Here is a 22,236-nt window from a genome sequence, read left to right on the forward strand (position 1 = left end):
CAGGACAAACGCGTGACGCGTCATACGGTCACAGGTTGTCGGGCAGGACGGGCTTTTCGCGCAACAGGACGATGGAGATCCGGCGGTTGCCGGCCAGGGTGGGATCGTCGGCGTAGAGGGGCTCGGAATTGGCCTTGCCCGACACCTGGTAGATGCGGTCGTCGTCGACGCCGGCCCCGCGCAGGATCTGGCGCGAGGAGTCGGCGCGCTGGGCCGACAGGGACCAGTCGCTGTCGGCCTTGCGGCCGCGGGCGTCGGCGCTGGTGTGGCCCGAGACGGTGATGCGGTTGGGCAGCTGGTTGATGACCTTGGCCACGGCGCGCAGCAGCAGGCGGGCCCGGTCGTTGGGCTCCTTGCTGTTTTCCTTGAACATCGAGCGGCCTTCCTGGTCGATCAGCTGGATGCGCAGGCCTTCCGGGGTCTGGTCGATCATGATCTGCTTCGACAGTTCGGCCAGTTCGGGCATGTCCTGCAGCGACTGGCGCAGCGACTGGGCGGCCGAGGCGAAGCTGTCCTGCTCCTTCTTGGCCAGGGCGTCGCGCAGGGCCTGTTCGCTGGCCGAGTCGAGGCTGGCGGTGGTCGAGGACTGGCCGTCCTGGTTGGTCTGGTCGGGAGCCTCGGGGGCCATCTGCTGGACGACCGACATCTTGCCGTCGGCCTTGGCGCCGTCGTCGCCGAGCGAGGTGCCGCCGAGAATGCCGCCCGAGCCGCTGGTGCTGGACGAGATCGAGGCGGGGGCGAAGTAGTCGGCGATGCCCTGCTTCTGCTCGGGGCTCGTGGTGTTGAGCAGCCACATCAGCAGGAAGAAGGCCATCATCGCCGTCACGAAGTCGGCATAGGCGACCTTCCAGGCGCCGCCATGGTGACCATGACCGCCGCCCTTCTTGATCTTCTTGATGATGATCGGCGCTTCGCCGGTCGACGCCATCGTGCTTAAGCCTGCTTAACCCTGTCGGGGCAACCTGAAGGCAGGACGTTAAAATGGCGTTGCGATCGCAGGCCCGAGGGGCCAGACACGGGGCCGAAACCGCAGGGTGCGGCAAGGAGTCTCGCGCATGAAGACGGCGTTCATCGGCCTGGGAGTGATGGGCTTTCCGATGGCGGGCCACCTGCAGGCCGCCGGCCACGACGTGACCGTCTATAATCGCACCGCGCAGAAGGCCGCCCGCTGGGTGGAAAAGCACGGCGGCGGCAGCGATCCGACCATCGCCGGGGCGTCGAAGGGCGCGCAGCTGGTCGCCCTGTGCGTGGGCAATGACGACGACGTCCGCGCCGTGGTGGGCGAGATCCTGCCGGCGCTGGAAGCCGGCGCGATCATCGTCGACCACACCACGACCTCGGCCAAGGTGGCGCGGGAGATGGCGGAGCTTTGCGCCGCCAAGGGCGTGGGCTTCCTCGACGCGCCGGTCTCCGGCGGCCAGGCGGGGGCCGAGAACGGCCAGCTGACGATCATGGTCGGGGGCGACGAGGGAGCTTACGCGGCGGCCGAGCCGGTGCTCAACGTCTACGCCAAGGCCATGCGCCGCATGGGGCCGTCGGGCGCGGGGCAGCTGACCAAGATGTGCAACCAGATCGCCATCGCCGGCGTGGTTCAGGGCGTGGCCGAGGCCCTGCACTTCGCCAAGCGCGCGGGCCTGCCGACCGACGACGTGCTGGCGGCGATCTCCAAGGGCGCGGCCCAGTCCTGGCAGATGGAGAACCGCTGGGGGACGATGTCGCGCGGCGAGTTCGAGTTCGGCTTCGCGGTCGACTGGATGCGCAAGGACCTGGGCATCGCCCTGGACGAGGCGGCCAGCAACGGCGCGACCCTGGAGGTCACCCAACTGATCGACGGCTTCTACGGCGAGGTGCAGGACCTGGGCGGCAGCCGCTGGGATACGTCGAGCCTCGTGGCGCGACTGGAGAAGAAGTAAGCCATGCGCCGCCTGCTGCTGACCCTGGCCGCCTGCGCGGCCTTCGCGCCCGTCGCCGCCTTCGCCGCTCCGGCCGTCGCGCCTAAAGACGGCGAATTCGTCGTGAAGGACTTCAAGTTCCGTTCGGGCGAGACCCTGCCGGAGCTGCGGCTGCACTACACGACGCTGGGCGAGCCCAAGAGGGACGCCCAAGGGCGGGTGACCAACGCGGTGATGGTGCTGCACGGCACGGGCGGGTCGGGCAAGCAGTTTCTGTCGCCGCAGTTCGCCGACGAACTGCTGGTCCCTGGCGGTCTGCTGGATCCGGCGCAGTGGTACGTGATCCTGCCCGACGGCATCGGCCACGGGAAATCGTCCAAGCCCTCGGACGGGCTGCGGGCGAAGTTCCCGCACTATGATTACGACGACATGGTCGAGGCTCAGCATCGGCTGCTGGTCGAGGGGCTGAAGGTGGATCGCCTGCGGCTCCTGATGGGCACGTCGATGGGCTGCATGCACGCCTTCGTCTGGGGCGAGACGTATCCGGGCTTCGCCACGAGGCTCGCGCCGTTCGCCTGCCAGCCGGTGGCCATCGCCGGCCGCAACCGCATGTGGCGCAAGATGACCATGGACGCCATCAAGGCCGATCCGGCCTGGAGCGGCGGCGACTATGTCGAGCAGCCCAAGCAGGGCCTGCGCACGGCGACCGACTTCCTGATCATCGCCGGCGCCTCGGCCCTGCCGATGCAGCTGGCCCTGCCGACCCGCGAAGCCACCGACAAGGCCCTGGAGACCGACTTCGCCCGCCGCATCGCGGGGCTCGACGCCAACGACCTGCTCTACCAGGTGGACGCGTCGCGCAACTACGACCCGTCGGCGGAGCTGGAGAAGATCGAGGTCCCGGTGCTGTGGATCAACTCGGCCGACGACTTCATCAACCCGCCGGAACTGGGGATCGCCGAGCGCGAGGTGAAGCGGCTGAAGCGCGGGCAGTTCGTGCTGTTGCCGGCCAGCGAGAAGACCAAGGGCCACGGCAGCCACACCTGGGCGGTGCTGTGGAAGGACCGTCTGGCGGCGTTTCTGGGGAAGTAGGCGGCCTGGCATCGAGGAACCTCCCCCTGTGGGGGAGGTGATCGCGAAGCGATCGGTGGGGGGCGTAGTTGCGAAGCCAGCCAACGCTTCGAAAGCTGAAAACTTCCCCCCACCGGCCTTCGGCCGCCTCCCCCACGGGGGGAGGTTCCTCAAGTCGTAAGGGCTAGCTGACCAGGGCCAGCCACGCCTCTTCGTTCAGGATCTGCAACCCCCGCTCGCGGGCCGTGCGCAGCTTGGCGCCCGCGCCGGGGCCGGCGACGACGAGGTCGGTGGTCTTGGTCACCGAGAGCACCACCCGCGCGCCCATGGCGGCGGCCAGATCCTGGGCGTCGGGGCGGCTCATGGTGTCGAGCTGTCCGGTGAACACCACCGTGCGGCCGGCCAGCCGGCGCTCGGCGCCGGGCGGCAGGACGGGGCGGGGCGGCGGCGGGGCCTTCCTGGGGAGATGGCGGCTCTGCGAGGGGGCATAGCCGCCCTGGTCCAGCCGGCCGAGCGTCAGGCCGATGCGGCCGGGCAGGGCGTGGACGCCGCCCGCGCCGGTCTCGGTCGCGGCGGCCAGGGCCAGCGCGCCGCAGGCATAGGCGTCGCCGGCCGCGTCGTGGTGCTTGAAGTCGATCCCGAGATGGCGGCCGACAACGTTCAGCTTGTGCGACACGAGGTCGGGCCAGACGCTGCGGGCGACCTGCACGGTGCACATGTAGTCGAAGGCCGGCGGGGCTACGCCGTAGTGCTCGCAGGTGCGGCGGATGACGCTGATGTCGAAGGCGGCGTTGTGGGCCAGCACCAGGGCGCCGTCGAGATCCTCGCGCAGTCGGTCGAGCACGGCGGGGAACTCGTCGGCGTCGCGGACGTGGTTCGGGCCGATGCCGTGGAAGGCGATGTTGAACGGCGCGAAGCGCATGTCCCACGGCCGGATGTAGTGGTGGTCGACGCGGGCGACCGCGCCGTCCTCGATCCAGGCCAGACCGATCGAGCAGGGGCTCGACCGGGTCTCGTTGGCGGTTTCGAAGTCGATGGCGACGACCTTCATCAGCCGGCGACCAGGGCCAGCCACTCGTCCTCGGTCATCACCTGGATGCCGAGGTCCTGGGCGGTCTTGAGCTTGGAGCCCGCGCCGGGGCCGGCGACCACGAGGTGGGTCTTCTTGGACACCGAGGAGGCGACCTTGGCGCCCAGGGCCTCGGCCTGGGCCTTGGCCTCGTCGCGGGTCATCTTCTCCAGCGCGCCGGTGAAGACCACGGTCTTGCCGGCCACGGCGGTGTCGGTCTTGGGCTTGGCCACGGCCTGGACGTCGAGCTGGGCCAGCAGGTTCTCGACCTTCTGGCGGTTGTGCTCCTCGGCGAAGAAGCGGGCCAGGGACTGGGCGGCGACGGGGCCGACGCCGTCGACGGCGGCCAGGTGCAGATAGTCCTCGCCCGGCGCGCCCTTGGCGGCCTCGGCCAGGCCTTGCGCGAAGGCGTCCCAGGTTCCGTAGCGCTGGGCAAGGGCCGCGCGGGCGGGCTTGGTCAGCTTGGGGACCACCTGGCCGATCTTCAGTTCCAGGTCTTCCGACTGCGGCCAGGGATCGGCGGGCACGCCGGCGCGGCCGGCCTCGACCAGCAGGTCCAGCGCCTTGGGGCCGACGCCGGCGGCGGTCGACAGCTCCAGATAGGTCGCGCCGGGCAGGCCCTTGGCGGCGGCTTCGGAGGCGGCCTGCAGGTCGGCGAACTGGTCGAAATGGCGGGCCAGGACGGTCGAGGTGGTCTCGCCGATGTCGCGGGCGCCCAGGCCGTAGATCATCCGGTCGAGGCCGATGGTGCGGCGGGCGTCGATGCCGGCGATCAGGTTCTTGACCGAGGTCTCGCCGTAGCCGTCGCGCTCACGCAGGGCCGCCAGCTTCTCCTCGTCGCGGGCCAGACGGAAGATGTCGGCCGGCTCGTTGATCCAGCCTTCCTCGAAGAAGGCCTGGAGCTGCTTTTCGCCCAGGCCCTCGATGTCGAAGGCGCGGCGCGAGACGAAGTGGCGCAGGTGCTCGACGCGCTGGAACGGGCAGGCGAACTCGCCGGTGCAGCGACGGACGACGGACTCCACGCCGTTGGCGTTGATCTCCTGGGCCAGGGCCGTCTTCAGCGGGCATTCGCAGACGTGCGGGAACTCGTAGACGGGCGGCTCCGGGTCCGGCCTTGCGGCGAAATCGACCTCGACGATCTGCGGGATCACGTCGCCGGCGCGTTGCAGGACGACGGTGTCGCCGATGCGGACGTCGAGGCGGGCGATCTCGTCGGCGTTGTGCAGGGTGGCGTTGGTCACCGAGACGCCGCCGACGGTGACGGGCTTCAGCCGCGCGACCGGGGTGTGGGCGCCGGTGCGGCCGACCTGGATGTCGATGGCTTCGAGGATCGTCCTGGCGCGCTGGGCCGGGAACTTGCGGGCGATGGCCCAGCGGGGCGAGCGCGAGACGAAGCCCAGGCGGCGCTGCCGTTCCAGGTCGTCGACCTTGTAGACCACGCCGTCGATGTCGAAGGGCAGTTGCGGGCGCAGGGTCTCGAAATGGGCGTAGACGTCGAGCAGGCCTTGCGCGCCCTCGACCTTCTGGGCCGGCGGGGCGGTGGTGACGAAGCCCCATTCCTCGAGCTTTTCCAGCGCTTCCCACTGGCCGGCGGCGAAGGGCTCCGACGCCAGGCCCCAGGCGTAGCCGAAGAAGCGCAGCGGCCGGGTGGCGCTGATCTTCGGGTCGATCTGGCGCAGCGACCCGGCGGCGAAGTTGCGCGGGTTGGCGTAGGTGCGCGAACCGGCTTCCTCGGCGGCCCGGTTGAAGGCGGCGAAGGCCTCCAGCTCGACATAGACCTCGCCGCGGATCTCGATCACGTCAGGCCAGCCCGAGCCCTTCAGCTTGTGGGGGATGTCGGCGATGGTCTTGAGGTTGGCCGTGACGTCCTCGCCGACACGGCCGTCGCCGCGCGTGGCGCCTTGGACCAGCACGCCCTTCTCGTAGCGGATCGAGGCCGACAGGCCGTCGATCTTGGGCTCGGCGGTGTAGAACACCGGCTCGTCGGCGCCGATGCGCAGGAAGCGGCGGATGCGGGCGTCGAACTCGGTCGCCTCGTCGTTGGAAAAGGCGTTGTCGAGGCTGAGCATCGGCACGCCGTGCTCGACCGGCGAGAACTGGGCCGAGCGCGCGGCGCCGACCTTCAGCGACGGCGAGTTCTCGCGGACGTGCTGGGGAAAGCGCGCCTCGATGTCGGCGTTGCGGCGCTTGAGCTCGTCGTACCCGGCGTCGTCGATCGTCGGCGCGTCGTCCTGATAGTAGCGCAGGTCGTGGCCGGCCATCTCGTCGGCGAGACGCTCCAGTTCCTCGACGGCTTGGGCTTCGGTGAGGTCGGCGACGGGGATCTGAGACACGGGCAGGCGAATCCGGTTGCGGGCGGCGGGGCACAGTAGAGGAACCTCCCCCTCTGGGGGAGGCGGCCGTAGGCCGGCGGGGGGAAGTTTTCAGCTTCCGGCGTGCTGGCCGTCCCCGCAGTCACGCCCCCCACCGATCGCTGCGCGATCGCCTCCCCCAGAGGGGGAGGTTCCTTATTCCAGCATCGCCAGCAGGGCGAAGCTCGCCAGCCAGTGCTCGCCCATGTAGTCGCCGGTGACGTGGGGCAGGGCGGTTTGCAGGTGCAGCTCGGCGGCTTCCAGGGCGACGGCCGCCACGGCCGGAGGCGCATCCTTGGCGACGGCGCGCCAGCACCAGGCGCGGGACAGAGACAGGCCGTCGAGGTGGGCGATCTTGCCGTCGGTGCGGTCGCTTACGCTGGGCGGGGCGAACAGCGTGGCCGGCTGGCGCTGGGCCAGGTCGGGCAGGAAGGCGGCGAACCAGGCGGCGAAGCCCTCCGGCTGGAGGCGGCGCATGGCCAGGGCCTCGACCAGGGCGGGCGACAGGAAGTCGTCGCCGGACGGCTCCCAGGCCTGACAGGCGCGGTCGTCGCCGTACCAGGCGGCGGCCTTGCCGGCGAGCAGGGCGCGGAAGTCGGCGTCGCCGGTCGCGTCGGCGTAGTCGGCGGCCAGGGCGAGGGCGAAGGCGGTGTTGGAGTGCACGCCGGCCCGGATGGGATAGTCGGCGATCGGCAGGAAGGCGCGGTAGCGGGCGACGAAGGCGTCGGCCAGCGGCTGCATCGTCGCCGCCCAGGGCGCGTCGTGGGCGAGGAGCTCGGTTTGCAGCTTCAGCAGCCAGGCCCAGCCGTAGGGGCGTTCGAAGCCGCGGCTTTCGGGGCGGGCGAGATAGGCGACCTCGGCGGCGACCTTCTCAGGCCTGAAGGCGTCGTCGAACAGGGCGCGGATGGCGGGGGCTTCGGGTAGGTTCGGATGCAGGCGCAGCAGGGTGGCCAGGGTCCAGTAGCCGTGGACGCAGGAGTGCCAGTCGAAGCTGCCGTAGAAGATCGGGTGCAGGGCGCGCGGGCCGAGCGCGTCGGCGTCGCCGGCCATCACGTGGTCGAGCTTGTTGGGATATTCGCGGACCACGTGACCAAGGGCGGCCTGGGCGAAGCGGGAGGCGGTCTCAGCGGAAGGCGAGGACATACATCAGGACCATGTTGATCAGCAGCATCAGCACCGCCGTCGGCGCCTGGGCGCGGATGACGGCGTAGCGGTTCTTGAGCTGGAGGAGGGCGGCGGGGACGAGGTTGAAGTTGGCGGCCAGCGGGGTCAGCAGGGTGCCGCAGAAGCCCGACAGCATGCCGATGGCGCAGACCACGGCCGGGTCGCCGCCGAAGCGGCCGATCACCAGCGGCAGGCCGATGCCGGCGGTCATCACCGGGAAGGCGGCGAAGGCGTTGCCCATCATCACCGTGAAGATCGCCATGCCGAGGCAATAGGCGACGACCACGGCCAGGCGGCTGTCGACCGGGGTGATGGCCAGGGTGATGTCGCCGATAGTCTGGCCCACGCCGGCCAGGGCGAAGACCGCGCCGAGCGCCGCCAGCATCTGCGGCAGCAGGGCGGCCCAGCCGACCAGGTCCATCAGCCGTCGGCCCTCCTGCAGCGGCGCGCCGGCCGGTTGCCTGAAGAGGCGCTGGGCCAGGATCGCGGCGACCACGGCGGCGATGGCCAGGGAGACCAGGGTGGCCTGCTTGGGATCGACCACGTGCTGGCCGTGCCAGGTCAGGGCCTTGAAAGTGAAGGTGCCGGCCAGGACGATGACCGGGATCAGCAGGGCCGGCAGGAACAGCTTGAGGCCGAAGCGCTGGGCCAGTTCGACGCGTTCTTCGGCGGTGGTGGTCTTGGGCTGGCCCACGCCGAGGCGGCCCGTGCCGGCCAGCAAGGCCAGGGCGACGACGAGGAAGCCGTTGCCGAGATCGCCCAGGCGGTCGCCGAACAGGAAGCTGATCGCGAACAACCCCCAGAAGGCGGCGTTGCCCCAGCGCTTGGGATTGGCCTTGTCGCCGGCGCTCATGACGGCGAAGGCGGTGAACATGAACCCGGCGAGCAGGTAGACGAGCGGCAGGCCGATCATGCCTTCCCCCCCCGCTTCGAAAGCTTGCGATCGAACAGCAGCAGGCGCGCGCCATGCACCAGGAAGGCGCAGATCGCCGTGGGAATGGCCCAGACCGACAGGTGCAGCGGCTCGACGATCAGGCCGTTCTGGTCGAGGAAGCCGACGATCAGCAGGATCGAGCCGATGGCCATGAAGATGTCCTCGCCGAAGAAGACGCCGACATTGTCTGTGGCCGCGCTCATCGCCTTGACCTCTTCGCGGGTCGCATCATCGAGCGGCGCCTGGCCTTCGGCGGCGGCCTCGGCCATGGGGGCGACCAGCGGGCGGACGGTCTGGGCGTGGCCGGCGATCGAGATCAGACCCAGCGCCGCGGTCAGCTGGCGGGCCAGCAGGTAGACGACGAGGATCCGTCCCGCCGTTGCGGCCTTCATCGCTCGGATCGCGGTGCGGGCGCGCTCCTGCAGGCCCGAGCGTTCGAGCACGCCGATGGCCGGCAGGATCACCCAGACGATGCTGACATAACGGTTCTGGTTGAACGCCTTGCCGAAGGCGGCCAGCACCTCCAGCGGGCCAAGGCCGGCGGCCAGGCCCGAGGCCATGGCGGCGCAGACCACCACCAGCAACGGATTGAATCTCAAGGCGAAGCCCAGGACGATCACGCCCACGCCGATCAAGGGCAACATGCCGGCCGTCCCCCGTATACGAATCTGGATGGACCGTCCGACGGGCCGGCGGCGCTGGCAAGTCCGTTCCCGTGGAACACGGGTCGCTTGACCCAATCTCTTGACGGGGGCGCCCGTCGGCGCGACGCTCAACTCAACAATGATAACCTACGGGAGCAAACGTCATGGCCGACGGCGCCGGCGCGATCGCCGCATCGATCAAGGACAAGGTCAGCGAGGCCGAATGGCAGGCCCGGGTCGATCTGGCCGCCCTCTATCGACTGGTCGCCCTGCACGGCTGGGACGACATGATCTTCACCCACATCTCGGCCCGCATCCCTGGGCCCGAGCACCACTTCCTGATCAACCCGTACGGCATGTTCTTCGGTGAGATGACCGCCTCGTGCCTGGTGAAGGTGGATCTGGAAGGCAACGTTATCGACAAGACGCCGTACTTCATCAATCCGGCGGGCTTCACGATCCACTCGGCGATCCACGCCGCGCGGGAGGACGCCCAGTTCGTCATGCACCTGCACAGCGACCAGGGCGTGGCCGTGGCCGCCCATGCCGAGGGCCTGCTGCCCCTGAGCCAGCACGCCCTGATCGTGACGCCGCAGCTGGCCTATCACGACTACGAAGGCATCGCCCTGAACCTCGACGAGCGCGAACGGCTGGTTGCCGACCTGGGCGACAAGCGGCTGATGCTGCTGCGCAACCACGGCACCCTGTCGACCGGCCGCACGGCGGCGGAATGCTGGCTTGGGATGTTCTTCCTGGAGCGCGCCTGCGCCCAGCAGGTGATGGCGCTCAGCGCAGGACGCGAGCACGTGCTGCTCGCTCCGGAGGCGGCCCAGGCCGAAGTGCGAAGCCAGACCGGCATGGGCCTGGGCATGATCGCGGGCCTGGCCTGGCCGGGGTGCCTGAGGCGGCTGGATCGCGAGTCCCCGGGCTACACGGACTAGCGCGTTCAAGGCGGCGCTTTGGCGACCGACGTTACGTCAAAGCGCTGCCATGAAAGTGTTGCGTCGATGAAATAAACCGTAATTCTAGTGTCACTAGACGCGGGTCTAGGGTGAGGTCATATGTCGCCGCAACCTAGACTTTGAGGCCCGGTTCAACGGGGCCGGAGCGTACCTTAGTGATCCGCAGGCACTTCTTCCTCATGGCGGCCGGCGTCGCCCTGGTTCTGATGATCGTGGCCGGCGGCGCCAAGCTTCTGCTGGGCGGCAAGGCCGAGGGGCAGGGCGGTCCGGGCGGCCGCGCCACCGCGGTCTCGCAGGTCAAGGTCGACAGCCGTCCGTTCACCGATCGCATCGAGGTGCTGGGCGTGGCCAAGGGCCGCCAGTCGGTGACCATCACCTCGAACACCACCGAGATGATCACCGCCGTCCACTTCCGCGACGGCCAGCAGGTGGTCCGCGGCCAGGTGCTGGTGACCCTGAAGGACGACCAGGAAAACGCCGGCATCGCCGAGGCCCAGGCCAACCTGAACCAGGCCGAGCGCGCCTATCAGCGCTGGAAGACCCTGGCCGACAAGGGCATCGCCCCGCGCGCCACCGCCGAGCAGTACCAGGCCGCCTACGAGACGGCCAAGGCCAGCGTCGCCTCGGCAAAGGCCCAGCGGCTGGACCGCGTGATCCGCGCGCCGTTCGCCGGCCGGGTGGGCATTTCCGACGTCGCCCCGGGCACGCTGATCGCGCCGGGCACGGCCATCGTCAGCCTGGACGACGCCTCGGTCGTGCGCGTCGATTTCGCCGTGCCGGACCGCTATCTGGCCACCCTGCGCGAGGGCCTGCCGATCCAGGCCGCCCCCGACGCCCTGCCGGGCGAGACCTTCCAGGGCCGCATCGCCCAGATCGACACCCGCATCGACGAGACCACCCGCGCCATCAAGGCCCGGGCAGAGTTCCCCAACCCCGGCGGCCGGCTGAAGCCGGGCATGCTGGTCAAGGTCGCCATCGACCAGGGCGTGCGCCAGGGCCTGGCCGCGCCCGAAGCGGCCGTGCAGTTCGAGGGCCAGCAGGCCTCGGTGTTCGTCGTCGCCAAGGGCGACAAGGGCCATGTCGCCCGCCGCACCAACGTGACCACCGGCCTGACCGCCGGCGGCTTTGTCGAGATCCGCTCGGGCCTGAAGGCCGGTGAGGTGATCGTGGCCGACGGCCTCAACCGCGTGCAGGACGGCGGCGCGGTGCGTGACGTCAACAAGCCGGCGGGCCAGCCTGGCCAAGACCACGCCAAGCAAGACCGCAAGGCCGGCTGATGCTTTCCGACATCTCCGTCCGCCGCCCGGTATTCGCCGCCGTCGCGGCGATCATCCTGTGCGTCATCGGCCTGGCCGCGTTCGGCTCGCTGCCGATCCGCGAACTGCCCAATGTCGATCCGCCCGTGGTGTCGATCTCGACCGCCTATCGCGGCGCCTCGGCCGAGGTCATCGAGGAGCGCATCACCCAGGTGATCGAGCGCCAGGTGGCCGGCATCCAGGGCATCGACCGGGTCAACAGCTCCTCGCGCGACGGCCGCTCGCAGATCAGCATCACCTTCCGCCTGGACCGCGACCTGGACGCCGCCGCTAACGACGTGCGCGACGCCGTCAGCCGGGTGTCGGCCAACCTGCCCGACCAGGCCGACCCACCGCAGATCGCCAAGGCCAACGCCGACAGCTCGCCGATCATCATCCTGAACCTGACCTCGACCACGCTGGATCCGCTGGAGCTGGCCGACTACGCCGACCGCTATCTCGTCGAGCGGATGTCGACCATCGACGGCGTGGCCCAGGCCAACCTCTTCGGGGCCAAGATCTACGCCATGCGCATCTGGCTGAACGCCGACGCCATGGCCGCTCGGGGCGTGACGGTCAGCGACGTCGAGGACGCGCTGAACGCCCAGAACCTGGAGCTGCCGGCCGGTTCGCTGGAAAGCAGCGCCAAGGACTTCACGATCCGCGTGGCCCGCGCCTACGCCAAGCCCGAGGACTTCGCGCGCCTGCCGCTGCGGCCCGCCGACGCCAGCGGTTTCGTGCTGCGCCTGTCGGACGTGGCCCGCATCGAGGAAGGGCCGGACGAGCGCCGGCGCCTGTTCCGCGGCAACGACGTCGACCAGGTCGGCATCGGCCTGACCCGCCAGTCGCAGGCCAACGACGTGGCCATCTCCAAGGCCGTGGCCAAGGAAGTCGAGGTCATCAACCAGACCCTGCCGGCCGGCACCAAGCTGGTGGTGGCCGTGGACAACTCGGTGTTCACCGCCGAGGCCATCCACGAGGTGTGGATCACCATGGGCATGTCGGTGGCCCTGGTGGCGCTGGTCAACCTGATCTTCCTGGGCAGCTGGCGCTCGGCGCTGATCCCGTCGATCGTCGCGCCGATCTGCATCCTGTCGACCTTCATCATCCTGGCCCCGCTGGGCTTCTCGCTGAACCTGCTGACCCTGCTGGCCCTGGTGCTGGCGGTGGGCCTGGTGGTCGACGACGCCATCGTCGTGGTCGAGAACATCCAGCGCCGGGTGGACGAGGGCGAGCCGCCGCTGATCGCCGCCCAGCGCGGTTCGCGCCAGGTGTTCTTCGCGGTGGTGGCCACCACCATCGTGCTGATCTCGGTGTTCGCGCCGCTGATGTTCCTGCCGGGCTATATCGGCCGGCTGTTCGTCGAGCTGGCCGTGGCCATCGCCGCGGCCGTGGCCTTCTCGGCGCTGCTGGCGCTGAGCCTGTCGCCGATGATGGCCTCCAAGCTGCTGAAGGGCGCCCACGGCGGCGGCTGGTTCAACAAGCGCATGGACTGGGCGATGGGCAAGCTGCGCGACAGCTACCGCGCCTCGCTGGAAAGCCTGCTGGGCGGGCGTGCCGCCACCTTCGCCGCCGGCGGGGCGGTGATCCTGCTGGCCGGCTTCGCGGCGCTGCTGTTCGTCAGCCTGCCCAAGGAACTGGTGCCGGCCGAGGATCGCGGCCGCGTCGACATCCAGATCAGCGCCCCGGAAGGGGCGGGCTTCGACTACACCTCGGCGATCGGCTCGCGGATCGAGAAGATCATGGGCCGCTATCGCGACGACGGCGTCGCCGAACGCACCATCCTGACCATCCCGCGCTTCGGCCAGAGCCAGTTCAACTCGGGCAACGGCGTGGTGGTGCTGAAGGGCTGGGGCGAGCGCGACAAGACCGCCGACCAGGTGGCCGCCGAGCTCAACAAGGATCTGTCGAAGATCACCGGCGTGCGGGCCGTGGCCAGCGTGCGCGGCGCCTTCCAGCGCGGCGGTGGCGGTGGTGGCGGCGGTGGGACGAACGTCGACCTGATCGCCGTCGGCAACGACTACGTCCAGCTGGCGAACTGGCTGAAGCCGATCCTCGACGCGGCCCAGGCCAATCCGGGCTTCTCGCGTCCGCGCATCGACTACGAGCCGACCGCGCCGCGCCTGTCGGTGCAGATCGACCTCGACAAGGCCGCCACCCTGGGCGTCTCGGCCCAGGCCGTGGGCCGGGCGCTTGAGACCATGTTCGGCTCGCGCCAGGCGACGACCTACATCAAGAACGGCCAGGAATACGACGTCATCCTGCAGACCGAGCTCGACCAGCGCCGCAGCGTGGCCGACCTCGACAAGCTGCAGGTGCGCACCAACGCCGGCGGTCTGGTGCCGCTGTCGACGGTCGTGAAGACCCAGCTGCGGGGCGACACCCCCGACCGGCCGCGCGTCGATCGCCTGCGCTCGGTGACCCTGACCACCCAGCTGTCGCCCGGATTCACGGTCGAGGACGCGGTGAGCTTCTTCCAGGCCCAGGCCGCGGCCCATCCGACCCCCGGCGTCAGCGTCAAGTGGGGCGGCCAGGCCAAGGACTATCTGGAAGGCTCGGGCGGCATCGCCATCGCCTTCGGCCTGGCCCTGCTGCTGGTGTTCCTGGTGCTGGCCGCGCAGTTCGAAAGCTGGATCCACCCGGCGGTGATCATGTTGACCGTGCCGCTGGCGGTCTTGGGCGGCCTCTTCGGCCTGCTGATGGCCGGCTCGACCATCAACACCTACAGCCAGATCGGCCTGATCATCCTGGTCGGCATCGCCGCCAAGAACGGCATCCTGATCGTCGAGTTCGCCAACCAGCTGCGCGACGAGGGACTGAAGGTCACCGAGGCGGTGATCGAGGCGGCGGCCCTGCGCCTGCGCCCGATCATCATGACCTCGATCGCCACGGCCATGGGCGCCCTGCCGCTGCTTCTCTGGACAGGAGCAGGGGCGGGAAGCCGCCAGACGATCGGGGCGGTGATCTTCTTCGGCGCCATCGTGGCGACCCTGCTAACCCTGTTCATCGTTCCGGTGTTCTACAACCTGCTCGCCCGCTTCACGAAATCTCCGGAGTGGACGGCGCGGCAGATCGAGGACTATGAAGCGCGCGAAAAGGCGGGCGAGGGGCATACCTCACCCGTATAAAACGGGTGAGGAAGCATGGCTGACGGGTCTCTGACGGCCAGGCGGCAGGAAATAGCGCTGCTGCGGCGTCTCGAGGAACGCATTCTCTGGCTGGCGTCGTGGACGATCCACAACGCCAACCACCTGCGTGAAAGCCGCGACGGTCTGAAGGTGGGCGGCCACCAGGCCTCCTGCGCCTCTATGACCACCCTGATGACGGCGCTCTACATGAAGGCGCTGCGGCCGCAGGACCGGGTGGCGGTCAAGCCGCACGCCAGTCCCGTGTTTCACGCCATCCAGCACCTGTTCGGCCGCCAGAGCCTGGACAAGCTGAAGGCCTTCCGCGCCCTGGGCGGCGCGCAGTCCTATCCGTCGCGCACCAAGGACGTCGACGACGTCGACTTCTCGACCGGGTCGGTGGGCCTGGGCGTGGCGGTGACGGCCTTCGCCTCGCTGGCCCAGGACTATCTGGCCGCGCGGGGCTCGGTGAAGCCGGAGAGCATGGGCCGGATGATCTCGCTGCTGGGCGACGCCGAGCTGGACGAGGGCAACATCTACGAAGCCCTGATCGAGGCCTGCAAGCACGACCTGCGCAACACCTGGTGGATCGTCGACTACAACCGCCAGAGCCTGGACGCGACGACCAAGGACCGGATGTTCACCCGCTACGGCGAGATCTTCGAGGCCGCGGGCTGGACGGTCGAGACGCTGAAGTGGTCCAAGCGCCAGAGGGAAGCGTTCGAGCGGCCGGGCGGGGCGGCGCTGAAGTCCTGGATCGAGACCGCGCCCAACGACCTCTATTCGGCCCTGACCTATCAGGGCGGCGCGGCCTGGCGCGAGCGCCTGACCGCCGACCTGGCCGGCGACGCCGACGCCCTGGCGCTGATCGCCGGCTACAAGGACGTCGATCTCGGCGAACTGATGACCGAGCTGGGCGGGCACTGCCTGGAGACGATCCTGGAGGCCTTCGAGCGGGCCTCGCAGGACGACGCGCCGCGGTTCTTCATCGCCTACACCGTCAAGGGCCTGCGGCTGCCGTTCCAGGGCCACAAGGACAACCACGCCGGCCTGATGAACCCCACCCAGGTCGCCGAGCTGCGCGAGCGGCTGGGCGTGGTCGAGGGCGAGGAGTGGGACGCCCTGTCGGGCCTGTCCGCCGCCGAGCGCACGGCGCTGAAGGGCCTGGTGGCCCGCGCGCCCTTCGCGGCGGCCAACAACCGTCACTACGACGCGCCGAGCGTGGCGACGCCGAGCGCCGACGAACTGCTGGCGGCGGTCGCGGGCGGCGGCGAGCAGTCCACCCAGGCGGCGTTCGGCAAGGTCATGTTCGACATCGCCGCCCGCAAGGACGAGTTCGCCGGCCGGGTGGTGACCACCTCGCCGGACGTGACGGTGTCGACCAACCTCGGCGGCTTCGTGAACCGGCGGGGTGTCTTCCATCGCCGGGCGCACGAGGACGTCTTCAAGCGTCGCCGCATCCCCTCGGCCCAGGTGTGGTCGATGGGCGAGACCGGCCAGCACGTCGAGCTGGGCATCGCCGAGAACAACCTGTTCATCGCCCTGGCGGCCCTGGGCCTGACCGCGCCGCTGTTCGGCGAGCGATTGTTCCCGGTCGGCACCCTCTACGACCCGTTCATCGCCCGCGGGCTCGATGCCCTGAACTACGCCTGCTACCAGGACGCCCGCTTCCTGCTGGTCGCAACGCCGTCCGGCCTGACCCTGGCCCCCGAAGGCGGCGCGCACCAGTCGATCGGGTCGCCCCTCATCGGCATGAGCCAGCCGGGGCTGGACGCTTACGAGCCGGCCTTCGCCGACGAGACGGCGGTGCTGATGGCCCACGCCTTCGAGCGTATCCAGGCGGCGGACGGCTGCTCGACCTATCTGCGCCTGTCGACCCGGAGCATCGCTCAGGCCGAGCGTGTGGACGAGGCCTGGCGGACTGGCGTGGTCGAGGGGGCCTACTGGCTCAAGCCCCCGGCGCCCGACACCCGGCTGGCAGTGGTCTATTGCGGGGCTCTGGCCCCCGAAGCCCTGGAAGCCCATGCGGCCCTGCTGGAGGACGAGCCGGGCGCGGGCCTGTTGGCCGTCACCTCGCCCGACGTGCTGCACCGCGATTGGACGGCTGCGGGCCGCTCGCGCTGGACGGACGGCGTGGCGCGGGTCTCGACGATCGAGCGGCTGCTGGCCGACCTGCCGCGCGAGGCGGGGCTGGTGACCCTGATCGACGGCGCGCCGGCGGCGCTGTCGTGGCTGGGCTCGGTGCGCGGCCATCGCCTGCGGGCGTTGGGCCTGGAGACCTTCGGCCAGTCGGGGGACTTGCCGGACCTCTATGGCAAGTACCGGCTGGATGCGGAGGCGGTTCTGGACGCCTGCGCGGATCTGCTGGCTTAGGGGAGGACCCCCTCCGGCCCTCCGGGCCACCTCCCCCAGAGGGGGAGGATCTGGTTGGCGCGGCGCTCTTCAAGATGCTCCCCCTCCGGGGGAGTTGTCGCGGAGCGACTGAGGGGGCGCCGAAGGCGTTTCTACCGCGTCCCCGGATCCGGCTGCGGGTCGATGCCCACGATCAGGCCGTCGCGCAGCAGATAGGCGATCACGGCGCTGTTCTGCGACCACAGGCGGCCGTCGGGGCGGCGCAGGGTGATCTCGACGTCGGCGTGGACCCAGCCGTCGGCCTGGGGCCGCACGCGCATCAGGCCGATATCGACGCCGGCCATGGCGAACTGGCGCTGGAAATAGCCGCGCGCGGCCTCGATCCCGGCGACGTCGCCGCCTTCCAGGATGTTGGCGAAGGCGATGTCGGGGTGCAGTTGGGCGACGACGGCCTCAAGATCCCGGCGGCGCGTCGCGTCGAAGTGCCGGGTGAGCAACACTTCAGCCTTTGCCATGCCTCACGCCTCGTCACGCTCTTCGGCGACATCCATGCGCGCCACCCGGCTCGCATGGAAGGTGTAGATATGTCGCACGAGGATGTCGGACCAGAGACGGCCCTGCAGATTGGTGACGATCTGCTTGGCGGCGACCGCCACCCGGTCGTCGTCCAGCGGGGTGAAATCGACCGGATTGGCCTCGACCCGAACCATCGCGTCGCGACGGGACCAGAAGTCGCGCATCGCCTCCAGACCCTGCACGCGGCCGCCGCCGATCTGGTCGGGCCAGTCGATCGCGGGGTCGAGCTCGGCGCAGAAGGCCTCGAAGTCCCCGCGGTTGAAGGCCGCGTAGAGCCGGGTCAGGAGGGCGACGCGGTCGTTCATTGAGCGGGAGCGGCCGGTGGAGCTGGTTTGTAGCCCGTCTCGACCTTCAGATAGGCGATCAGGTCGATCCGGTCCTTGGGATTGGCGAGTCCTGCGAAGGTCATCTTGGTGCCGGGCAGGGCGGTGCGCGGATTGGCCAGCCAATGGTCCAGGTGCTCGGCGTCCCAGGTGAAGCCGGCGGCCTTCACGGCGTCGGAATAGGCGTAGCCGGGGTGCGCGCCGGCCTTGCGGCCGAAGACGCCGTAGAGGTTGGGGCCGGTCATGTTGGGACCGCCCTGCGTGATGGTGTGGCACGAGCGGCAGAGGGCGAATTTGCTCTGGCCGTTCAGCAGGTCGCCGGTGTTGTAGGGGGCGGGGAGGGCGGCCACGGCGGCGGCCTTCTCGGCGTCGGTCGGCGGCGGGGTCGCGGGCGCGGCGGGGGCCGAGGCGGTTTCGCCGGAAGTCTCCCCCTTGGGCGAGCAGGCGGCCAGAGAGACGCAGAGCATGGCCGCGGCCACGACGGTGAGGGTACGCATCACAATCCCCGATAGGCGTTATGTCGCAAGGCTTGCGACGCCGCGCCGCATTCAAATCCAAGCCGGTTTCTGACCCGTGAATTCATCGTGGAACGACGTTATTCGGTCAAGGTCTTGCCGCAGTCTTTTGGGGCTCCCTGCGACAACGCACGCTATCTAGCGAGATTCGCAGGGGAAATGTGATTTCGAGAACCGTGGGTATGCACGGAAGAATTTGACCGTTGTTAACCATGATTCTACCCAAGAGAGGCGGGGGCTGATCCCGCGCCCAAAAAAGCGGATAGCGTCATGGACTGGAACGAGGAACGTACCGCCACGCTTAGGAAGCTGTGGCTCGAAGGATTGAGCGCAAGCCAGGTGGCCCGGCAACTCGGCGGCGTCAGCCGCAGCGCCGTCATCGGCAAGATCCACCGCCTGGGCATCACCGCCCGCGAGACCCCGGTCCGGCCGCGCACCGTCGCCGTCCGCGTCTCCCGCCAGGCGCCGCGCGCTCGCGCCGCGGCTCCGGCTCAGGCCCGACCGGCGCTCCGCCCGCAGACCGCGGTGATGGAAGACCTGACCCCCACCGCCGGCATTCTCGACCTGTCGATGCACTCGTGCCGCTGGCCGATTGGCAATCCGGACGCCGGCGACTTCGGCTTCTGCGGCCGCGAGACCGCCAGCAAGCGCGCCTCCTACTGCCCGGATCACACCCAGGGGGCCTTCCGTCGCTTCCAGTCGCCGTCCGACATCGACGCCTGGACCCGCCAGAGCCTGCCGCAGGAACGCCGCGTCCTCTGACGCGCCTCGACAGCTTCTCACAAACCCTCCCAATTCAGGGACATCCCATGATCCTCATCGAGAACGCCGCCGGCAGCAGCCAGGTGATCACGATCATCGAAGAGTTCGCCGGTCACTCGACCTCGCGCGACCTGCAGCCGGGCGACGCCGCCCGTATCCCGGTCGGCCAGTTCAAGTCGATCGTCGTCCGAGAAACCTATCCGGAAGACTGGATGAGCCGAGTGCGCAGCCGCCAGGCCGCTGCCTAGTAAGATCGCGTAACGACCGGATCTTCGCGGAACAGCGCGCTCGCCCGTAGGGAGGCTCGAGCAGGCGCTGAGGATCGCGACCCCGGCCGAAGTATCCGTACCCAGTACGAGCCCCGCGAGCCGCTCTGGCTCGCGGGGCTTGTTCGTTTTGGGCGTCAGCTCAGCAGCCGCCTTCGGCGATGGCGGCCAGGCGCGCCTCGCCCAGCACCGCGGTTGCGCCGTCGCCGTCGCCCGACACCGCTTCGAGGGTCAGGCGCAGGCGGGCCTTGCCGGCGTCCAGGCCCTGGCGGTCGACGCGGAAGCCGAAGCTCTGGGCCGGATCGCCCTTGCCGGTCGAGAAGGCGGTCTGCGGAAAGACGGCGGTGCGGCCCAGGGTCTGCACGCCCTGGGGGGTGACCAGGGCGAAAACGAGGTCCACCTGGCCCGAACGGGGCGGGGTGTAGCCGTCGACGCGGGCCACCAATTGCAGGCCGGGACAGCGTTCGGCGGCCGCGTCGCGGGCCAGGGCCGCCTCGGCCGGGCGGCCGACGACGGCCGTGGCGTTGGCGTTCGCTGAGCAGGCGAAGACGCCGAGTGAGACGGCAAGGGTGGGGGCGAGGGCGAGGAAGCGCGACATGATCCTGTCTCCTGCCTCAGCTTCGCCCCCGCCTGTGGTCAAACGATGACGATCTCGACCTTGGCGTTGGCGACGGTCTCGGGGGCCGCCGCGCCCGACTTGGAGTCGATCGCGATCAGCCGGACGCGGATGTCGTCGCCGAGCGTGACGCCAGCGGCGGTCAGGGCCTGCAGGGACGGGGTGAGGTCGGTAGAGGCCGAGATGCCTTCGCCGCCGCCGCCGTGGCCGGCATGGCCCTCGGAGCCGAAGAAGCCGATGGTCGTGACATAGCCGGGATCGCCCTCGCGCGATCCGCCGCCGCTGCCCGGGCCGTCGATATAGACCTTCACCTCGACATTGTCGGACGGCGGGGTCAGGCCGCTGATCAGGGCCAGGACGCGCGAGCCGAGCAGGGCCTGGGGCGTGCCCCCTGTCTGCGGCTTGGTCGCGCCCAGAAACGCCTGGCGGTCGCCGCCGGCCTGGGCGCTGGCCAGGAACTGGGCGCCGGTGTCGGTCGAGCGCTTGCGGGCGGCCAGGGAGCGCACGCCGAGGTCGGAGGCCGCGGCGGCCGAACCGCGGGCGAAGATCTGGGTGATGCGCTTGTCCGAGATCTGGCTCGCCGCGGCCACGCCGAGACGGGTGGGCGTGGCGCCGTAGGTGTAGCCCAGGGCCGTGACCTGCTGCACCTGGTTGGGGGTGGTCGACCACCACGAGCCATTCGGGGCCAGGTAGTTGTTCTGGAAGACCATGTTCTGCCAGAGACCTTCCTGGGTGTTCTGGCGGCCCAGGCCGTTCCAGCGCCACCAGATGCGGTCGATGTTGCCGTGGTGCATCTGGAAGATGGGATCCATCGGCGAGCGCGTCGTCGGCATCCAGCCGCCCAGCCGCACGTGGACGAGGTTGTGCGGCGTGGATTCGAGCACGCCCTGAGTACCGGTGCGGGTGGTGATCCAGCTGGGATCGAGGTTGTTCTGGCCGCGCGGGCGCGAGGTGCCGAAAACCTCGTAGTTGGTTTCGTTGTAGATCCTGTCCATCACCCCCTGGCCGACGATGTCGTCGGTCAGGACCACGCCGTTGTTGCGCGTCGGCTCGTACAGCGAATTGGTCTGGCCGTTGTAGGTGGGGTCGGAGAAGGCCTGGGGCACCTTGCGGTTGGCCGTCCAGTCCCAGTAGGGCATGGCGAAGCCAAGGTAGCCGGTGACCGAGCGGATCATCCGCTCGTACATGGTCACGTAGCCGCGGTGCCAGGGCAGGAAGTACCAGTTGCCGTGCGGGCACTTGTTGAAGCCGCGGTCGGTGCCGTGGATGTTGGCCATGTCGGTCCAGGTCGGGCCTTGGCCGGCGGTGCGGGCCTTCAGGATCCGCACCCCGTCGCGCAGGGCCACGACCGTCGGGTCGTTCAGCTTCAGCGAGTTGATTTCCTTGCGCACCGGCAGCGGCGCGGCGAGGGCCGACAGGCCCGGCGCGGTTCCGGCGAAGACGGCGCCGCCGCCGAAGCCGACAAGTTTGAGCATGTTGCGGCGCGTGGCCATGGCCGATCCCCCCGTTTTTGCGGTCGTTGGGTTCGACTATGCCGCAATGTCTCGGAAATGCAATCTATGCGGGATTGTCCCGCGCCTGCGCGCCGGAGTGTCCGGCCGTGGCGCGGATCAGTTCCGACAGCAGGGCGCGGCCGCGCGGCCAGGCGCCGTGGCCTGACTCGACGTTGATGTGGCCCGCCCGGCCCAGATCGACGAAGCGCGAGCCCCAGCCGCGGGCGAAGGCCTCGGCGCGGTCGATGGCGACATAGGGGTCGTCGCGGCTGGCGACCACCAGGCTCGGGAAGGGCAGGCGGCTGCGGGGAATGGGCGAGAAGCCGATCAGCAGGCGGCCCGCCGGCCCCTCGCGATTGACGTCGGCCGGGGCCACGAGCAGGGCGCCCCGCACGCCGCGTCCGCCGGTGACCTGGGCCAGGTGGCCGACCAGGGCGCAGCCCAGGCTGTGGGCCACCAGGATCGCGCCGGGGCGGCTGCGCACGGCCTCGGCCAGGCTGATGGTCCAGTCGCCGAGGGTCGGGCGCTCCCAGTCGGTCTGGTCCACGCGCTCGGCGTTGGGCAAGGCCCGCTCCCAGTGGCTCTGCCAATGGTCGGGACCGGAGTTGTAGAGGCCCGGCACGATCAGGATCGGCGGATCGTCCGGAGTCGATGACGACGGCGTGTCGCCGGGGCGGGGCGAGTGAGGAAAGGGGGGCGAGGCGAAGGACATCGCTAAACTCTTCAAGACGGGGCGCCGCCGGAGCGGGTTTGGTCCGCTTGTCGCTCTCGCAGCCCGCGTGGAGCAATCCAGATCAATTCAATAGGAATTGAGAACTGCTGATGA

At 69.7% G+C, this 22,236-nt stretch carries 20 protein-coding genes; 8 read left to right on the top strand and 12 right to left on the bottom strand.

The window, feature by feature from the left end; all coding sequences use genetic code 11:
- Positions 1-28: 28 nt before the first annotated feature.
- Positions 29-928, bottom strand: a complete 900-nt coding sequence (locus AC1RRS_RS16270; protein ID WP_487288271.1) for a flagellar motor protein MotB — start codon at positions 926-928, stop codon at positions 29-31.
- A 127-nt stretch (positions 929-1,055) separates the two neighbouring features.
- Between AC1RRS_RS16270 and AC1RRS_RS16275 the strand changes: the two genes are divergently transcribed.
- The gene (locus AC1RRS_RS16275; RefSeq protein WP_492856025.1) at positions 1,056-1,913 is read left to right on the top strand and encodes an NAD(P)-dependent oxidoreductase; all 858 of its coding nucleotides are present in this window, start codon (positions 1,056-1,058) and stop codon (positions 1,911-1,913) included.
- Positions 1,914-1,916: 3 nt separating this feature from the next.
- On the top strand, positions 1,917-2,984 hold the full coding sequence (locus AC1RRS_RS16280; protein WP_492856026.1) for an alpha/beta fold hydrolase: 1,068 nt from the start codon (positions 1,917-1,919) through the stop codon (positions 2,982-2,984).
- Positions 2,985-3,147: 163 nt separating this feature from the next.
- Here AC1RRS_RS16280 and AC1RRS_RS16285 read toward each other — a convergent pair whose 3' ends face one another.
- From AC1RRS_RS16285 to AC1RRS_RS16305, 5 genes are all read right to left on the bottom strand, one after another.
- Positions 3,148-4,038, bottom strand: a complete 891-nt coding sequence (locus tag AC1RRS_RS16285) for an exonuclease domain-containing protein (protein ID WP_492856027.1) — start codon at positions 4,036-4,038, stop codon at positions 3,148-3,150.
- A complete protein-coding gene (gene ligA / locus AC1RRS_RS16290; RefSeq protein WP_492856028.1) occupies positions 4,014-6,365 on the bottom strand; it encodes an NAD-dependent DNA ligase LigA in 2,352 nt (783 codons plus the stop codon). Before ligA ends, AC1RRS_RS16285 begins: the two co-directional genes overlap by 25 nt.
- Positions 6,366-6,539: 174 nt before the next feature.
- On the bottom strand, positions 6,540-7,526 hold the full coding sequence (locus AC1RRS_RS16295; protein WP_492856029.1) for a DUF2891 domain-containing protein: 987 nt from the start codon (positions 7,524-7,526) through the stop codon (positions 6,540-6,542).
- The gene (locus AC1RRS_RS16300) at positions 7,507-8,460 is read right to left on the bottom strand and encodes a DUF979 domain-containing protein (RefSeq protein ID WP_492856030.1); all 954 of its coding nucleotides are present in this window, start codon (positions 8,458-8,460) and stop codon (positions 7,507-7,509) included. The genes AC1RRS_RS16295 and AC1RRS_RS16300 overlap by 20 nt, the downstream gene beginning before the upstream one ends.
- Positions 8,457-9,125, bottom strand: coding sequence for a DUF969 domain-containing protein (locus AC1RRS_RS16305; protein ID WP_492856031.1), 669 nt, complete (start codon positions 9,123-9,125; stop codon positions 8,457-8,459). The genes AC1RRS_RS16300 and AC1RRS_RS16305 overlap by 4 nt, the downstream gene beginning before the upstream one ends.
- A 164-nt stretch (positions 9,126-9,289) precedes the next feature.
- On the opposite strand from AC1RRS_RS16305, the gene AC1RRS_RS16310 reads away from it, so the two are divergent.
- The 4 genes from AC1RRS_RS16310 to AC1RRS_RS16325 all read left to right on the top strand — a co-directional run bounded on the left by AC1RRS_RS16310 (position 9,290) and on the right by AC1RRS_RS16325 (position 16,880).
- Positions 9,290-10,066 carry a class II aldolase/adducin family protein gene (locus AC1RRS_RS16310; RefSeq protein WP_492856032.1) on the top strand — a complete coding sequence of 259 codons (777 nt, stop codon included), beginning with the start codon at positions 9,290-9,292 and terminating at the stop codon, positions 10,064-10,066.
- Positions 10,067-10,242: 176 nt separating this feature from the next.
- Entirely contained in the window at positions 10,243-11,364 is a 1,122-nt protein-coding gene (locus AC1RRS_RS16315; protein ID WP_492856033.1) for an efflux RND transporter periplasmic adaptor subunit, read from the top strand.
- Complete coding sequence (locus AC1RRS_RS16320) at positions 11,364-14,510, top strand: efflux RND transporter permease subunit (protein ID WP_492856034.1); 3,147 nt, start codon at positions 11,364-11,366, stop codon at positions 14,508-14,510. The genes AC1RRS_RS16315 and AC1RRS_RS16320 overlap by 1 nt, the downstream gene beginning before the upstream one ends.
- Positions 14,511-14,525: 15 nt before the next feature.
- Entirely contained in the window at positions 14,526-16,880 is a 2,355-nt protein-coding gene (locus AC1RRS_RS16325; RefSeq protein ID WP_492856035.1) for a thiamine pyrophosphate-binding protein, read from the top strand.
- A gap of 131 nt (positions 16,881-17,011) precedes the next feature.
- Here the strand turns inward: AC1RRS_RS16325 and AC1RRS_RS16330 are convergent, their stop codons facing one another.
- Genes AC1RRS_RS16330 through AC1RRS_RS16340 form a run of 3 tightly spaced genes read right to left on the bottom strand, consistent with a single transcriptional unit; the run spans position 17,012 to position 18,255 of the window.
- Complete coding sequence (locus tag AC1RRS_RS16330; protein WP_492856036.1) at positions 17,012-17,374, bottom strand: nuclear transport factor 2 family protein; 363 nt, start codon at positions 17,372-17,374, stop codon at positions 17,012-17,014.
- 3 nt (positions 17,375-17,377) lie between these two features.
- The gene (locus tag AC1RRS_RS16335) at positions 17,378-17,740 is read right to left on the bottom strand and encodes a nuclear transport factor 2 family protein (RefSeq protein WP_492856037.1); all 363 of its coding nucleotides are present in this window, start codon (positions 17,738-17,740) and stop codon (positions 17,378-17,380) included.
- On the bottom strand, positions 17,737-18,255 hold the full coding sequence (locus AC1RRS_RS16340; protein ID WP_492856038.1) for a c-type cytochrome: 519 nt from the start codon (positions 18,253-18,255) through the stop codon (positions 17,737-17,739). The genes AC1RRS_RS16335 and AC1RRS_RS16340 overlap by 4 nt, the downstream gene beginning before the upstream one ends.
- A 288-nt stretch (positions 18,256-18,543) precedes the next feature.
- On the opposite strand from AC1RRS_RS16340, the gene AC1RRS_RS16345 reads away from it, so the two are divergent.
- Together AC1RRS_RS16345 and AC1RRS_RS16350 are read left to right on the top strand one after the other, a co-directional pair.
- Positions 18,544-19,035, top strand: a complete 492-nt coding sequence (locus tag AC1RRS_RS16345) for a GcrA family cell cycle regulator (RefSeq protein ID WP_487288251.1) — start codon at positions 18,544-18,546, stop codon at positions 19,033-19,035.
- Positions 19,036-19,082: 47 nt separating this feature from the next.
- Positions 19,083-19,283, top strand: a complete 201-nt coding sequence (locus AC1RRS_RS16350; protein ID WP_487288250.1) for a hypothetical protein — start codon at positions 19,083-19,085, stop codon at positions 19,281-19,283.
- A gap of 160 nt (positions 19,284-19,443) precedes the next feature.
- Here AC1RRS_RS16350 and AC1RRS_RS16355 read toward each other — a convergent pair whose 3' ends face one another.
- The 3 genes from AC1RRS_RS16355 to AC1RRS_RS16365 form a co-directional block, all read right to left on the bottom strand.
- A complete protein-coding gene (locus tag AC1RRS_RS16355; RefSeq protein WP_492856039.1) occupies positions 19,444-19,899 on the bottom strand; it encodes a hypothetical protein in 456 nt (151 codons plus the stop codon).
- A 38-nt stretch (positions 19,900-19,937) separates the two neighbouring features.
- Positions 19,938-21,410, bottom strand: coding sequence for a tyrosinase family protein (locus AC1RRS_RS16360; protein WP_492856040.1), 1,473 nt, complete (start codon positions 21,408-21,410; stop codon positions 19,938-19,940).
- A 64-nt stretch (positions 21,411-21,474) separates the two neighbouring features.
- Entirely contained in the window at positions 21,475-22,122 is a 648-nt protein-coding gene (locus AC1RRS_RS16365) for an alpha/beta hydrolase (protein WP_492856041.1), read from the bottom strand.
- Between the last annotated feature and the right edge of the window lie 114 nt (positions 22,123-22,236).

Source organism: Caulobacter sp. GW821-FHT12A07 (genome assembly GCF_058807655.1).